Source organism: Kribbella sp. NPDC004875 (assembly GCF_042873375.1).
GTDB lineage: Bacteria > Actinomycetota > Actinomycetes > Propionibacteriales > Kribbellaceae > Kribbella.
Genome location: NZ_JBIALI010000002.1, coordinates 497,391 through 512,115, shown reverse-complemented (window position 1 = coordinate 512,115; position 14,725 = coordinate 497,391). Strand labels below are relative to the sequence as shown.

The following is a 14,725-nucleotide window of genomic DNA, read 5'->3' as shown; positions in this document are numbered from 1 at the left end:
CAGCCTCTCAGAAAGTGGGCCAGCCCGGGCCGGGATCCTGTTGGCCGAGGCCTGGCTTCGACCAGTCGCAGACGCCGGAGGGGAAGGTCTGGCGCAGCGTCTGCCACTGCGCCGCGGTCAGCTTGGCCTTGTAGTCGGACCGGTCGAGCGGATGCAGCCGGCACTTGATGATGTCGTTGGCAACGGATGCTCCAGCCACCTGCCGCGGCGCGGGCCACACCGGGTAAAGGGTGTTGCACTTGGTCGTTCCGATGCCGTTGACCTGTGTCTCGACGATCTTCTGGTTCTGCGGGCTCCAGCACGCGTCCGTGAGCGACGCCGGCTTGTTGCGGAGCAGACGCTGATGCGGTGACCCGGGTCCGTGGTCGGCGTCGGTCGCGTCCATCCACCGATCGAGCGCGGCCAACGCGTCGGTGAGCACCGGGTTCTTGGTGCTGAACCCGCCGGCCGCGTCGCCGGCCTGCACGAGCATCACGTGGTTACCGAAGTCACCGTTCGCCTTGCGCAGCCGCTCGCGGAGCGAGAACGAGTGGAAGATCAGGTGGATGTCGCCGTTCGGCAACTGGTCCCAGTACTGGCGGTAGTCGATGATCGGCGTACTCGCCAGTCCCCCACCACCGTTGATCAGCTGACCGGTCCGGTACGCCGTGTCGATCGCGCGCTGATCCGCCACGGTCCGGGTGGGGACGAAGTTCGCGTCGGTGTCGAACCCGCCGATCGACCGGTTCAGGTCCAGGAACTGCGCGGCCGTGATCTTGCCCGCGTTCAGTGCGTCGAGGCCGTACTGGATCCCGACGTTGTCCAGCGGGCGCCGGGCCGCGCCGGTCGCCGGATTCTTGCCCCAGATGTTGACCTGGTGGTCGTACACGTCGCAGCGGGCGCCGTCCGGGTTGCTGACCGGGTCGTAACGCAACGCGACCGGGAGCTGCGCGGGACAGTAGACCCGCGGGTCGATCCGGCGGCCGGCGCCGGCCAGGTTGGCGATCGTGGTGACCATGCCGAACCCGGACGCGGCTCTTTTCTGCTCGTCGGTCCAGCCGGTCGCGGACTTGAAGTAGTGGTCCAGCAGCAGCGCGTCGGTGATCGTGTGCAGCGTCGCGAAGCCGACCTCGGGGAACACGCAGGACGCGACGATCCCGTCCAGCAGCCCCGGATAGTCGTCGGCGATCTGGAACACCTGGTACGAACCGCCCGAACAGCCCCACCCGATGGTCTGCTTCGGTACGCCGATGCTCTCGACGATGTGCTCACGGGTCATCGCCATCGTCTCGGCCGCGAGTACGCCGTTGCAGTTCACGCCGAACACGTTCAGGCTCGACGACGCGACGGCGTACCCACGCCCGAGCAGTACGTCGTCGTTGATCCCGCCGGTGCCGCTCCCCTGCTGGTACCAACCGCCCGGACAGCCACCACCGAACGTGTAGACCAGGCGGCCGTTCCAGCCGGCCGGCGCCTTGACCGCGCTCGGTTCACCCGCGGCCGGGTCGTCGAGTACGGCGTACTCGTAGATCGACCGGTTGATCACGCCGGTCTCGACGCGGACGACGTACGGCACGGTCCGGCCGTCCGAGGTGGTGGTGGTCGCGAGGTCGGCCGGTTTAGTTGCCGGGAGCACCTTCAGTGAGCGGTCGACCGTCGAGCGGTACAGGTAGTCGACGCGGGTCGGCACCGAGCAGTTCGCGTCGGTCGGCGGCCCGAGCTTGACCTTCGCGAGCGTGATGAAGTCCGCCGTACCGCAGACGAACGGGGTCTCGTGCGGACCGGCGAGCAGCGGGCCGGTCCGCGGATGGTTGGTGACCACGAGCCGGGCGCCGGCCGCGGTGACCGTGTTGCGGCCGTTGACGAGGCCCTGGACCACGCCGACCAACTTGTCCGCGGTGCGGGTAAAGGAACCGGTGACGTCACGGCCGTTCAGGCGGACCTTCAGGTCCTCCAGGTGCCGGCCGGTGACGGAGATCAGCGCGTTGCCGTCGCTGACCATGTCGGGGCGGGGTGTGGACAGCACCTCGATCCGCACCCCGGACGCCGCGCTGGCAGGTAACGCCAGGACAGCGGCAATCATCGCCGTTGCAAGCGCCACGAGGGCGGTCGTTCGCTTCATGTGACGAGTCGAGCACAGCAAGTCCCCGCCGGGAAGACCGAACGGCAATCGTTTTCCAGCCGCGGTGGACCACTGGGGGTGTCTGACGGTTCCGTGCCGAGTGCCGCGCAGTAGGCGGGGAACCGTCAGGCACCCCCTAGGCGCCGGTGGTGCCGTCCAGCTGCTCGCGGAGCAGGTCGGCGTGACCGCAGTGCCGGCCGTACTCGCCGATCAGGTGGATGTAGATCATCCGCAGCGTCGACTCGGTGCCACTGAACGTGAACCGATCATCCAGGGACCGGCCGGCGGCCGCCGCGTCGGACAGCTGCCACTCGGCGATCAGACCCTCGTACGCCGCCTGTGCGTCCGCGGGATCGATCAGCTCGAAGTCCGCGTCCTTGCCGAGCTCGGGAGCGAACAGCGGCTCGGCGGGCGCGTCGGCGAAGTGAATCCGGAACCAGATCCGCTCGACCTTGGTGAGGTGCCGGATCAGGCCGAGCAGCGACAGGTTGGACGGCGGCGACGGGTGCTCGGCCAACTGCTCGGCGGTCAGCCCCGCGCACTTGAACAGCAGCGTGGTGCGATAGAAATCCAGGTAGCCCTGCAGCAGTTCACGTTCGGGCGCAGTCAACGAGCCGTCCGGCCGCTCGACCGCAGGTGCTCTCCAGGTCATTCGCATTCCTCACTGTGCAATCCCCACCGTGTCCACGATGTGTTCGCCTATCTCATCACATGAGATTCGCACTGGCGGACCCCGTGTCCCGTTCGTTACCGTTCACGGCAGGTCATGAGTGCCAGCGACAAGCCCCGGCTAGCTGGCCGGCAACCCTCCTCCGCGGTGGGGTGCCCCGGGTGAAGACCAGGCCGTGCGGATACCCCGTTCGGCAAGTGCGGACTTCCTGGGAGCATCCTCATGTCGATCCTGTCCATCCTCGAGCCGGCCAGTACGACGTCCTCGCGACCGACCGTCGCCCGGCTCGCGACCGGCAGCATCCCCGCCACCGTCGGCTCGGATCTGCTGGTCCCGCTCGCCGACGGCCGCGTCACCGACTACGCGAACTTCGACCACGGTGCGAGCGCGCCGTGTCTGGAGTCGGTGCGGAACAGCGTCGAGGCCGCGCTGCCGTCGTACGCGTCAGTGCACCGCGGAAACGGGTACGCCTCGCGCATCACCACCCAGTGGTACGAGCGGGCGCGCGCCGAGGTGCACGCGTTCGTCGGTGCTCGGGCGGACGACCAGGTGATCTTCACCCGGCAGACCACCGACGCGTTGAACCTCCTGGCCCACGCCGTGCCGGCGGACGCGACCGTGATCGTGTTCGAGTCCGAGCACCACGCGGCGCTGCTGCCCTGGCCGGCTGAGCGCACGGTGCGTCTGAAGGCTCCGGCGAGCCAGACCGAGGCAGTGAGCAACGTCGCCGACGCCCTCCGTCGGGCGCCCGAGGGTCCGCGTCTGGTGGTCGTCACCGGCGCGTCCAACGTGACCGGCGAGATCTTCCCGATCGCCGAGATCGCCGCCGTCGCCAAGGCCCACGGTGCCCGGGTCTGCCTCGACGCCGCGCAGCTGGCGCCGCACCGCCCGGTCGACATCGCCACGCTGGACGTCGACTGGGTCGCACTGTCCGGTCACAAGCTCTACGCCCCGTACGGCGCCGGCGCACTGATCGGCCGCTCCGACTGGCTCGACGCCGCCGACCCGTACCTGTACGGCGGTGGCGCGACCCACGCGGTCACCGAGGACACCGTGATCTGGTCGACCGGGCCGGCGCGGCACGAAGGTGGCTCCCCGAACGTCATCGGTGCGATCGCCCTCGCTTCGGCCTGCGCCGCGATCAGCAAGCACCGCGACGCCATCGAGCAGCACGAGCGGAGCCTGCTGGCCCGCCTGCGCACCGGGCTCGCGCAGATCGACAACGTCACGACGTACTCGATCTTCGGTGCAGACGCCGACCGCGTCGGCACGGTCTGTTTCACCGTCGCCGGTCTGACCTCGACGCTGGTGTCCGCGGCCCTGAGCGCGGAGTACGGCATCGGTGTCCGCGACGGCAAGTTCTGTGCACACCCGCTGGTCGGCCACCTGCTCGCCAACTCCCCGGAGCACGGTACGGCGGTCCGCGCCAGCCTCGGCCTCGGAACGACCCGGGAGCACGTGGACCGCCTCGTCAACGCCGTCCGGACGCTCGCGACCACCGGACCGCGGACGGAGTACGCGGAGAGCGCGCACGGCTGTCAGCCGGCCGACGACCCCCGCGACCTCCAGGCTCCGCGGATCTGGTGACGCAGCCCTCCTACTGCTCAGGAGGTACGAGACCTACATCGAGACCTACATGGTGAGCAGCGAACGCCAGTAGGTCCGCCCACTCCGCAGCGACCATCGCGGCGGGCTTTCCGAAGCCATGGCCGGTGTTGACCTCGACGCGCGTCAAGACTGGCCGCGGATCGGACTGGGCATGCTGCAGGGTCGCGATGAACTTGTGGCTGTGCAACGGCACCACCCGGTCGTCGTGGTCACCTGTGACCACCAGAGTCGCCGGGTACGCCGTCCCGTCGCTGACGCGATGCAGCGGCGAGTACGCCAACAGGTCCTCGAACTGCTCGGGATCATCCGGCAGACCGTAGTCCGACGCCCACGCCGCTCCCACGGTGAACTTGTGGAACCGCAGCATGTCCAGCACACCCACACCGGGCAGTGCGACCGCGAAGAGGTCCGGGCGCTGCGTCATGACCGCGCCGACGAGCAGTCCGCCGTTGCTGCGGCCGTGCATGGCCAGCTGCCCCGGAGTGGTCACGCCGGTGTCGCGCAGGTGCTCCGCGACCGCGATGAAGTCGTCGAACACGTTCTGCTTGTTCTTCAGCCGGCCCGCATCGTGCCAGTCGGTCCCGTACTCACCACCGCCACGCAGGTTGGCGATGACCAGTACGCCGCCCGCGGCGAGCCACGCCGGCCAGCCAGGGCGGTAGTCCGCCTGGATCGGGATGCGGAAGCCGCCGTACCCCCACATCAGGGTCGGGCGCGGTGTGGAGAAGTCCAGGTCGGACCGGGTGATCAGGAAGTACGGCACGTCGCGCCCGGGAGCCATCTGGCGCGTCACGGTGACCTGCGGCGGTGTGAAGCCACCAGAGCCGCGGACCAGCTCCGGCAGTGCCCGTACCTCACCTGACCCGGTCGACACGACATACGACAGGGTGGGGTCGGTCGTCGTCGACAGCCCGATGAACAGCTCGTCGTACTCCGGTGACGCGTTGAGCCCCACCACTCCCCCACCCGGTACGTCGACCACGCGCGCACCGGAGCCGTCCAGCGCATAGAGCGTCAGCACCGACTGCGCGTCGACGAGTGTCAGCGTGGCCAGACCGTTCGCCGTACCGCGGACTGCCTGCAGCGTCGCCTCGCCCTCCGGGATGAGGTCGGTGAACTCGCCGTCCAGCGTCGACAGCACCACACGACCCCGTGACGCGTCCCGGTCGGTCCGCAGCACGAGGTGGTCGCCCGACATCCGCACGAAGGCGATCTCGTCGGTGAACTCGTCCACGACCTTGATCGGCTCGCCCAGCCCGTCGGAGGTGGTCGGGTAGACCCAGAGCCGCGTGCTCGGGTCGGTCCCCTCGGTGATGTGGACGACGAGGTACCGGTCGTCGTCGGACACCTCGGGTGCGTAGAAGTACTGCTCCTTGTCCGGGATGGTCAGTACCAACTGGTCCTCGGACTGCGCAGAGCCGACCTTGTGCAGCATCAGCCGCCCGGCAGCCAGCGAGGTGGTCTCGGTCCCCTCACTCCGCCCACTCGTCGGGTAGTGCAGATAGAGGTACGCCGAACTGTCCGGGAGCCACGTCGCCTCGGAGAACTTGGCCTCGGACACCACGTCGTCGACCGGCGTACCGGTGGCGATGTCGAGCAGCCGGAACGTCGTCCAGTCGCTGCCGCTCTCGTTGATGCCGTACGCGAAGTACTTGCCGTCCGGGCTGACGGTGAACGAGCCGAGCGAGTCGGTGCCGTCGGCGGACAGCGTGTTCGGGTCGATCAGGACCCGGCCGCCGGTGAGCAGTTCGTCGAGCGACTCGGCGACATAGATCACGTCCTGCGCCTGCGTGCCGTCGTTGCGCCCGGCGAAGTACCAACCGGCCTTCTTCACCGGTACGCCGGCTCGCGGCCGCGCGAGGATCGCGGACATCGTGCGCTGGAACCACGCGCGTTCGGCATAGCCCGACAGCTCGTCCTCGGTGAAGGCGTTCTGCCGGCGCACCCAGTCCTGGGTGTCGTCCGCGTCGGGGTCTTCCAGCCAGCGGTAGGGATCGGCGATCTCGTGCCCGTGCAACGTCTCGACCACATCGTCGCGGCGGCTTTCCGGATAGGTCATGGGGTCTCCCGCCCTGGACTGAGGAGCGTAGGGAGCGAAGCGACTGGAGCGACGAGGGAAGGGCGGGAGTTCCAGCCCCATGACCCGCCGCGCCGGAGGCGTGGCATCAGTACAGTCATGGGGCCAAACTTAGCCGGAGAAGGCGTCGTACTCACCGGCCCCGGTGGGCGGCATCCCGCGCAGGCGCCGGGGCCCGGTGAGTACGACGGACCCGTCAGTGACGGGCCTCTCAACCACGCTCTATCGGGTGGGGTTGATGTCCTTCGACCAGAGCACCTTGCCGAACAGGTTGCGCAGCGACACGGTGAACACGCCGGTCCGTGGGTCGATCGTGGTGTGACCGAAGAACTGGTTGCCGCCGGCCGGCGACTGGTTCGGGAAGTCGGCCGCCTTCGACCACACGACCTCCGGCCCGAACGTGCCGTCCAGCGCGTTCGGCCCGAACGTCCCGGCGTTGATCGGACCGGCCACGATCTCCCAGAACGGGTCGAAGTCGGTGAACGCCGCGCGGGCCGGGTCGTAGTGGTGGGCCGCGGCGTAGTGCACGTCCGCGGTCAGCCAGATCGCGTTGCGGACCTTGCGCTTCTTGAACTGGCTCAGCACCCACGCGATCTCGTGCTCGCGACCACCGGGTGCACCGGGCAGACCGTTGCCGACCGCCTCGATCAGGTCGCCGTCGGGCACCAGCAGTCCGAGCGGCATGTCGCTGGCGATCACCTTCCAGGTCGCCTTGGACGCCGCGACCTCACGCACCAGCCAGGCGGCCTGCTCGGCGCCGAGCATCGCGACCGGGCCGACCGTCGACGGCACCGGGTTCGCACCGCGGTACGTCCGCATGTCCAGGCAGAACACGTCGACCAGCGGGCCGTAGCCGACCTTGCGGTAGATCCGGTCTCGCCCGCCGACGTGCTCCATCGGCAGGTACTCGAGGAACGCCTTCTTCGCCCGCGCCGCGAGTACGTCGACGCGCTTCTCGGCGTACCGGTCGTCGCTGAGGATCTCCCCCGGGTACCAGTTGTTCAGCGTCTCGTGGTCGTCCCACTGCGCGATCAGCGGTACGTCGGCGTACAGCGACCGCACGTTGCCGTCCATCAGGTTGTACTTGTACCGCCCGCGGTACTCGGCCAGCGTCTCGGCGACCTTCGAGACCTCCTCGGTCACCACGTTCTTCCAGACGGTGCCGTCGGCAACCTTCAGCTCGGCCTGGATCGGGCCGTCGGCGTAGATGTTGTCGCCGGAGTGCAGGAAGAAGTCCGGCCGGGTGTCGTGCATCGCCTGGTACGCGATCATCCCGCCGAGGTCCGGGTTGATGCCGTAGCCCTGGCCCGCGGTGTCGCCGGTGAAGACGAACGACACCGGCCGGTTGCGGCCCGGCGTACTGAACGAGCCGTCCAGGGTCTCGCCGATCCGGCCGTTCGCGTCCTCGAACCCGATCCGGTAGTCGTAGCGCTGGCCCGGCCGCAGACCACGCAGCGGCAGCCGCGCGGTGAAGTCGTCGACGGGGTCGGTCTTCGGACCGCGCAGGCTGATCGCCTTGTCGAAGCGTCCGTGGCTGGTCAGCTGGACGACCAGCCGGCCGGGGCGGTCGGTGCGCGACCAGACGACGGCCGAGTTCGGCGTGACGTCGGCGCTCGCGATCCCGGACGGCAGCGCGGCCCGGTCGCGACGGACGAGGTTCGGCACGGCGGTTGCGGTCACGCCCGGTACGGCGAGGGACGCGCCCGCGGCCGTGGATGCGGCCAGGAGCTGGCGGCGGCTCAGTGTCATGACCCGAAGGTGCGCTTCACGAGTGACCGCAAGGTGACTCCCCGGCGAACTTGGCGGCAAATCACCAGCGTGCCTATGCCTGGCGGATCGCAGGCCCGATGATGAACGCGTGCGTCCCCCTCAGACAGCGCAGCAGCAGTACGTGAGTCTTTACACCGATCTCCTCCAGGCCGTCCGTGACCTCGGCCTGCTCCGGCGTCGGCAGGGGTACTACGTCACCCGGATGAGCATCGTGCTCGGCGCCCTGGTCGCCGTCGCCGCGTGCTTCGTTCTGCTCGGCAATTCCTGGCACCAGCTCTGGCTCGCCGGAGCGTTGGCGCTGGTTCTGGTGCAGGTCGCGTTCCTCAGCCATGACAGCGCGCACCGGCAGATCTTCCACTCGAACGCCCGCAACGACTGGACGGCCCGCATCCTGGCCGGCGGCGTACTCGGCATGAGCGTCAGTTGGTGGCGGGCCAAGCACAACAAGCACCACGCGGCCCCGAACCAGGTCGGCAAGGATCCCGACGTCCAACTCAGAGCCGTCGCCTTCCACCCGGGAGCCGTCGCCGCGCGCGGGCCGCTGGGCCGATGGATCGCCGCGCGGCAGGGCTGGTTGTTCTTCCCGCTGCTCACCCTCGAAGGGGTCGGCCTGCACGCGTCGAGCCTCACGCATCTGCTGCGGCCCGGTGCGAGCCGGACCGATCGGATCGAGGCCGCGGTCGTTGCCTCGCGCATCACGGCGTACGTCGCCGCGCTCTACCTGCTGCTGCCGGTCGGGAAGGCGAGCGCGTTCCTCGGGCTGCAGCTCGCGGTCTTCGGGGTCTGCCTCGGTGCCGCCTTCGCCCCGAACCACAAGGGCATGCCGATCGCGCCGGCCGGAACGAAGCTCGACTTCCTGCGCCGCCAGGTGCTGATGTCACGCAACATCCGCGGCGGTGTGCTCACCGACCTCGCGATGGGCGGGCTCAACTACCAGATCGAGCACCACCTGTTCCCGAGCATGCCGCGACCGACGCTCCGGCGGGTGCAGCCGATCGTCCGCGAGTACTGCGAGATTCACGGCATCCCGTACGCCGAGGTCGGCCTGTTCACGTCGTACCGGATCGTCGTCGGCTACCTGAACAACGTCGGTCTCCGGGCCCGCGACCCGTTCGACTGCCCACTCGCCACCGAACTGCGGACCGCGGGGTCAGCGGGCGGGCGGGATCTCGCCTGAGCCGCGGATCGTCAGCTTCACCGGGACGCGGACCGTGCGCCCGGGGCGGTGTGGCTCCGGGAGGCGTTCGGTCATCAGCTGGATCGCGGTCCGGGCCATCACGTCGGCCGACTGGGCGACCGCGGTCAGGCCAGGACTGAGTAGGTCGCCGAGCTGCAGGTCGTCGAACGAGACCAGGGCGACCCGGTCCCGGCGGCCCGCGAGGCCCCGCAGTACCTCGGCGGTCGTCATGTTGTTCGCCGACAGCAGCGCCGTGGCGGGCTCGGCGCGGTCGAGGACGGCCGACAGCGTGATACCGATGCCCTCGGTGGTCGGCTCGGACAGGTGCACCAGGTCCTCGTCGACGTCGATCCGGTGCCGCGCCATCGCCGCCCGGTAGGCCACGACGCGCTCGCGGGCGGTGAAGATCCGCTCGTCGTCACCGAGGTACGCGATCCGGCGGTGACCCTGCCGGACCAGGTGATCGATCGCCTGGTCGATCCCGCCGGCGTTGTCCGCGAGGACGGCGTCCGCCTCGATCCCGTGCGCGGGACGGTCGATCGTGACGACCGCCATCCCGGCGTCCACGTGCGGGGCGAGATAGTCCTGGGTCTCGCCGATCGGCGCCATGATCAGCGCGTCCGGCCGGCGAGCGACGAACTCCAGGCAGACGTCCTTCTCCCGCTCCGGGTCCTCGTCGGTCAGACCGATCATCACCACCGAGCCGGACGACCGCGCCCACAGCTCGACCGCGCGGCCGAGCGAGGCGAAGAACGGGTCGCCGATATCGCGGATCACCACGGCGATCGTCCCGGTCTTGCCGCGGCGCAGCATCCGGGCCGACTCGTTCGGGGTGTAGTTGAGCTCCTTGATCGCCGCCTGGACCTTGGCGGTCAGCTCCGGGCTGACGTTCGGCTCCTCGTTCACCACCCGGGACACGGTCTTCAACGCGACCCCGGCCCGGGCGGCGACCTCCTTCATCGTGGGCCGGCGCTGGCCCGTCCCGTTCACTCCACTGACACTCATCGCCGGCCCACCCCTTCGTCTAAGTCGCGCCGACGTTACTAGCTTTCGACGACGACCGGAATGATCATCGGGCGGCGGCGGTGGGTGTCGCTGACCCACTTGCCCACCACCCGGCGGATCACCTGCTGCAACTGGTACATGTCATCGACGCCGCCGCCGATCGCCTTCTCGATCTCGGCCTCGATCTTCGGCTTCAGGTCGTCGAAGACCGTGTCGTCCTCGGCGAACCCGCGGGCCTGGATCTCCGGCCCGGCGGTCAGCTTCCCGGTCACCGAGTCCATCACCGCGATCACCGAGATGAAGCCCTCGTCCCCGAGGATCCGGCGGTCCTTCAGTGAGGTCTCGGTGATGTCTCCGACGGTCGAGCCGTCGACGAACACGTACCCGCAGTCGACCTTGCCCGCCACCACGGCCTTGCCGTCGATCAGGTCGACCACCACGCCGTCCTCGACGACGACCACGTTCTCCCGCGGTACGCCGGTCTGCACCGCCAGGTCGGCGTTCGCGTGCAGGTGCCGGACCTCGCCGTGCACCGGCATCACGTTGCGCGGCTTCACGATGTTGTAGCAGTACAGCAGCTCGCCGGCGCTGGCGTGACCGGAGACGTGCACCAGCGCGTTGCCCTTGTGGATGACGTTCGCGCCGTGCCGGATCAGGCCGTTGATCACCCGGTAGACCGAATTCTCGTTGCCCGGGATCAGCGACGACGCCAGCACGACGGTGTCACCCGGCTGCAGCTGGACGACGTTGTGGTCGTTGGCCGCGATCCGGGACAGCGCCGACATCGGCTCGCCCTGCGAACCGGTCGACACCAGCACCACCCGCTCCGGCGGGTAGTTGTCCAGGTCCCGCATGTCGATCAGCGTGTCGCCGGGCACGGTCAGGAAGCCGAGGTCCCGGGCCACGCCCATGTTGCGGACCATCGAGCGGCCGACGTACGCGACCTTGCGGTGGTGCTTCACCGCGGCGTCCATCACCTGCTGCACGCGGTGCACGTGCGAGGCGAAGCAGGCGACGATGATGCGCTGGTTCTTCGCCTTGGTGAAGACCCGGTCCAGCACCGGCGCGATGTCGCGCTCGTGGGTGGTGAACCCGGGCACCTCGGAGTTGGTGGAGTCGACCATGAACAGGTCGACGCCCTCCTCGCCGAGCCGGGCGAACGCGCGCAGGTCGGTGATCCGGTTGTCCAGCGGCAGCTGGTCCATCTTGAAGTCACCGGTGTGCAGCACGACTCCGGCCGGCGTCTTGATCGCCACCGCCAGCGCGTCCGGGATCGAGTGGTTGACCGCCACGAACTCGCAGACGAACGGTCCGATCTGGAGTTTCTCGCCCTCGACCACGGTCTGCTGCGGCACGTTGCGGTGCCGGTGCTCCTTCAGCTTGCCCTCGAGCAGCGCGAGCGTGAGCTGCGACCCGACAACCGGGATGTCGCCCCGCTCACGCAGCAGGTAGGGCAACCCGCCGATGTGGTCCTCGTGGCCGTGCGTCAGAACCACCGCGACGATGTCGTCGAGACGGTCCCGGATCGGCTCGAAGTCCGGCAGGATCAGGTCCACGCCGGGCTGGTTCTCGTCCGGGAAGAGTACGCCGCAGTCCACGATGAGCAGCTTGCCGTCGTACTCGAACACCGTCATATTCCGGCCGACCTCGCCGAGGCCGCCGAGCGGGATGACCCGCAAAGCGCCCGGAGCGAGAGGTCCGGGCGCGTCGAGATCTGGATGGGGATGGCTCATGCAATCAGTCCTGCCTGCTTCAAGTCGGTGGTGAGCCGGTCCACTTGCGCTGCCGTCGCCTCAACCAACGGCGACCGGAGCGTCGCGTGCTCGATGACGCCGGCCAGCTTGAGCGCGGCCTTCACCATGATGGCGCCCTGGGTCCTGGTCATGATCGCCTCGACGGCGGGCACCAGCCGTCGGTCGATCTCCTGCGCGGTGGCGAGGTCGCCGGCCACCACGGCGTCGATCAGCTGCCGGTACTCCCGGCTCGCGACATGGGCTACCACGCTCGCGATGCCGACCGCGCCGATCGCCAGGGAGGCGAGATTCAGCTCATCGGCACCGCAGTAGTAGAACAGATCGGTGTTCGCCAGCACCTTGGTGGTCCCGGCGAGGTCACCCTTGGCGTCCTTCACCGCGACGATCCGCGGGTGCTCGGCGAGCGCGATCAAGGTCTCCGTCTTGATCTCGACGCCGGACCGGGCGGGGATGTCGTACAGCATGTTCGGCAGGCCGGTGGCGTCGGCGACCGCGGTGAAGTGCGCGCGCAGCCCGTCCTGCGGAGGCTTGTTGTAGTACGGCGTGACGACGAGCAGACCGTGTGCACCCGCGGCCTCGGCCTGCTTGGCGCACTCGATCGTGTGCGCGGTGTCGTTGGTACCGACGCCGGCGACGATCAGGGCGCGGTCGCCGATCGCCTCCCGGACGGCCTCGATCAGCTGGACCTTCTCCTGGTCCGACGTGGTCGGCGCCTCGCCGGTGGTCCCGTTCAGCACCAGGGCGTCGTTACCGCCGTCGACGAGATGGGTCGCGACCCGCTGGGCGGCGTCGAGATCGAGCGAACCGTCGGCCCGGAACGGGGTGATCATCGCGGTCGTCAGGCGGCCGAACGGCAGCGCCTGCGAGGGCGTGGACTCTGGCGAGGACATGAGCCTCAGATTACCGCTCCCGGACCCTGAAGAAATGAGTAGGCCTGGTGGCTGTCCGCTCGGGGGTCCGGGCAGCCACCAGGCTCACTCGTCCTATCGGGCCCCGCCCCGTAGTCGTTACAGCTTCCACCAAAAAAGTCCGGAAAAACTTCTGCGAATACTTTGCGTGATCATACGAGTGCTCTGTGTCGATAAATCGGTGACTTCCGAGACCGCTAGGGTCATCCGCGTGTCGACATCCTCCACACCATCCTCCACACCGCCCGCGGCTCAGCAGAGTCTCACCGTCACCTGCGCCGCGATGGCCGGTGCGATCCCGATGATCACTCTGGTGCTCTGGTTCGTGCTCGCCACCGACGGAATCGGCGAGTTCCCGGCGACCTGGGCGCCGCTCGTGGTGCTGGCCGCGGCCGCCGCCGCGTACTCGTTCTGCGAGCTGGCCGGATTCCGTACTCCGGCACTCGAGCACTCCGCTCACTCCGCCCGCTCCGCCGCCGAGATCGAAGCCGAGTCGTGGCGGCGGTTCACCGCGTCGACGTTCACCCGGTTCGCAGTGTGCGAGGGCGTGTTCCTGGTCTCGGTCGCGCTGGCGTTCGTCGTCCAGAGCTTCTGGGTGGTGCTGATCGGAGCCGTGCTCGCCCTCCCGCTGTTCTTCCTGGAGGTGTGGCCGAACGCGCGCAACCAGCAACGCTTCGCCGCGTCACTCGAGTCGCGGGGCGTCCCGTCGTACCTGGGTGGGCGGCTTCAGGACTGACCGGCGATCCAGATCGACGTCGCGTCGAAGAACCGCTCGACCACTTGGACAGCGCCCGGTAGGAGCAGTACGGCGCCGACGGCCAGGAGCGGTACGACGACCAGGTGCTCCACCCAACTGCCGGTGCGGAACCGGAGGAGTTTCGGCAGGCGGATCTCGTACCAGGTCTCGCCGGCGATCGGGAGTGGCCACAGCCAGGGGCAGCCCGAGCGCGTCAGACTGTCGCCGAGGCAGTGCACGAACATGCCCAGCGCGACGGCGACTCCGATCCAGCCGCCGATCTGGGTCAGACCTGTTTGGAGCGCGTCGGCGGCCGCGGTTCCGGGGAGCGCCGTACCCGCGCCTTGGGTGCTGATCACGGACCACCCGGCGGCGCCGAGGACGGCGAGGACGATCCAGTCGCCGAGTGCGTCGGCGGCGAGCACCAGTCCGGTCACAGCTACTGCCAGCACGGCCCACTTGCCGCGGTCGCCGAGGCCGGCTGCGAGCATGCCGAGCAGGATCGCCGCGACGACCGTGTGGGTCGCGTGGCGGTGCTTGCCGGTGCTGTCCTCGTCGCGTGGGCCTTTGGTGAGGTTGTAGAGGACACCGGAGAAAGCCCGGACGGCTCCGGACACGAGCCGGGTCACCGGGCCGAGCAGCCGGGAGGCGCTCGCTCCTGGGTGGTCCAGGTCGGGCACCAACGCGTAACCAGCAGTGGCCGCCGCGAACGGCACCACCTCCGCCACGGTGGTCAGTCCGATCAGCGGGGCCACCGCCAACCCGGCACACCACCCCGACAGAGCATGCGACCGCCCCATCATCCGCGCCTCACTCCCCTCACTCGAGCTACATCCTCCCCCACTCGACGCACCAGTCACACCAGCCCCGCGATTTCCTGACCTGCTTTGCATAATCATCCAGGGTGATGCATACTCTT

The 14,725-nt window shown here is 68.9% G+C and carries 11 protein-coding genes and 1 riboswitch; of the genes, 3 read left to right on the top strand and 8 right to left on the bottom strand.

What is annotated here, in order from left to right; translation table 11 throughout:
• Positions 1 to 7 precede the first annotated feature (7 nt).
• Both ACFYRH_RS13490 and ACFYRH_RS13485 read right to left on the bottom strand, forming a co-directional pair.
• On the bottom strand, positions 8 to 2,101 hold the full coding sequence (locus ACFYRH_RS13490; protein WP_387773110.1) for a DUF6351 family protein: 2,094 nt from the start codon (positions 2,099 to 2,101) through the stop codon (positions 8 to 10).
• 136 nt (positions 2,102 to 2,237) lie between these two features.
• Positions 2,238 to 2,753, bottom strand: coding sequence for a DinB family protein (locus ACFYRH_RS13485; protein ID WP_387773107.1), 516 nt, complete (start codon positions 2,751 to 2,753; stop codon positions 2,238 to 2,240).
• 110 nt (positions 2,754 to 2,863) lie between these two features.
• A riboswitch (SAM riboswitch) is annotated at positions 2,864 to 2,977 on the top strand.
• A gap of 16 nt (positions 2,978 to 2,993) precedes the next feature.
• Between ACFYRH_RS13485 and ACFYRH_RS13480 the strand changes: the two genes are divergently transcribed.
• Entirely contained in the window at positions 2,994 to 4,358 is a 1,365-nt protein-coding gene (locus ACFYRH_RS13480; protein WP_387773104.1) for an aminotransferase class V-fold PLP-dependent enzyme, read from the top strand.
• Positions 4,359 to 4,368: 10 nt separating this feature from the next.
• On the opposite strand, the gene ACFYRH_RS13475 is transcribed toward ACFYRH_RS13480, so the two are convergent.
• Both ACFYRH_RS13475 and ACFYRH_RS13470 read right to left on the bottom strand, forming a co-directional pair.
• A complete protein-coding gene (locus ACFYRH_RS13475) occupies positions 4,369 to 6,438 on the bottom strand; it encodes a prolyl oligopeptidase family protein (RefSeq protein ID WP_387773101.1) in 2,070 nt (689 codons plus the stop codon).
• A gap of 240 nt (positions 6,439 to 6,678) precedes the next feature.
• Positions 6,679 to 8,205, bottom strand: a complete 1,527-nt coding sequence (locus ACFYRH_RS13470) for an alkaline phosphatase D family protein (protein ID WP_387773098.1) — start codon at positions 8,203 to 8,205, stop codon at positions 6,679 to 6,681.
• Between the two features lie 109 nt (positions 8,206 to 8,314).
• On the opposite strand from ACFYRH_RS13470, the gene ACFYRH_RS13465 reads away from it, so the two are divergent.
• Positions 8,315 to 9,403, top strand: a complete 1,089-nt coding sequence (locus ACFYRH_RS13465; RefSeq protein ID WP_387773095.1) for a fatty acid desaturase family protein — start codon at positions 8,315 to 8,317, stop codon at positions 9,401 to 9,403.
• Here the strand turns inward: ACFYRH_RS13465 and ACFYRH_RS13460 are convergent.
• The 3 genes from ACFYRH_RS13460 to dapA are packed head-to-tail and all read right to left on the bottom strand — an operon-like array spanning position 9,377 to position 13,052.
• Positions 9,377 to 10,408 carry a LacI family DNA-binding transcriptional regulator gene (locus ACFYRH_RS13460; RefSeq protein ID WP_387773092.1) on the bottom strand — a complete coding sequence of 344 codons (1,032 nt, stop codon included), beginning with the start codon at positions 10,406 to 10,408 and terminating at the stop codon, positions 9,377 to 9,379. The two genes, ACFYRH_RS13465 and ACFYRH_RS13460, sit on opposite strands and share 27 nt — an antisense overlap.
• A gap of 38 nt (positions 10,409 to 10,446) precedes the next feature.
• Positions 10,447 to 12,141: a ribonuclease J gene (locus ACFYRH_RS13455; protein ID WP_387773089.1), complete on the bottom strand. Its 1,695-nt coding sequence runs from the start codon at positions 12,139 to 12,141 to the stop codon at positions 10,447 to 10,449.
• Positions 12,138 to 13,052 carry a 4-hydroxy-tetrahydrodipicolinate synthase gene (gene dapA / locus ACFYRH_RS13450; protein WP_387773086.1) on the bottom strand — a complete coding sequence of 305 codons (915 nt, stop codon included), beginning with the start codon at positions 13,050 to 13,052 and terminating at the stop codon, positions 12,138 to 12,140. The genes ACFYRH_RS13455 and dapA overlap by 4 nt, the downstream gene beginning before the upstream one ends.
• Positions 13,053 to 13,281: 229 nt before the next feature.
• Here dapA and ACFYRH_RS13445 point away from each other — a divergent pair, with 229 nt between their 5' ends.
• A complete protein-coding gene (locus tag ACFYRH_RS13445; protein WP_387773083.1) occupies positions 13,282 to 13,806 on the top strand; it encodes a hypothetical protein in 525 nt (174 codons plus the stop codon).
• On the opposite strand, the gene ACFYRH_RS13440 is transcribed toward ACFYRH_RS13445, so the two are convergent.
• Complete coding sequence (locus tag ACFYRH_RS13440) at positions 13,797 to 14,606, bottom strand: metal-dependent hydrolase (protein ID WP_387775267.1); 810 nt, start codon at positions 14,604 to 14,606, stop codon at positions 13,797 to 13,799. The genes ACFYRH_RS13445 and ACFYRH_RS13440 overlap by 10 nt on opposite strands.
• Positions 14,607 to 14,725: the final 119 nt, after the last annotated feature.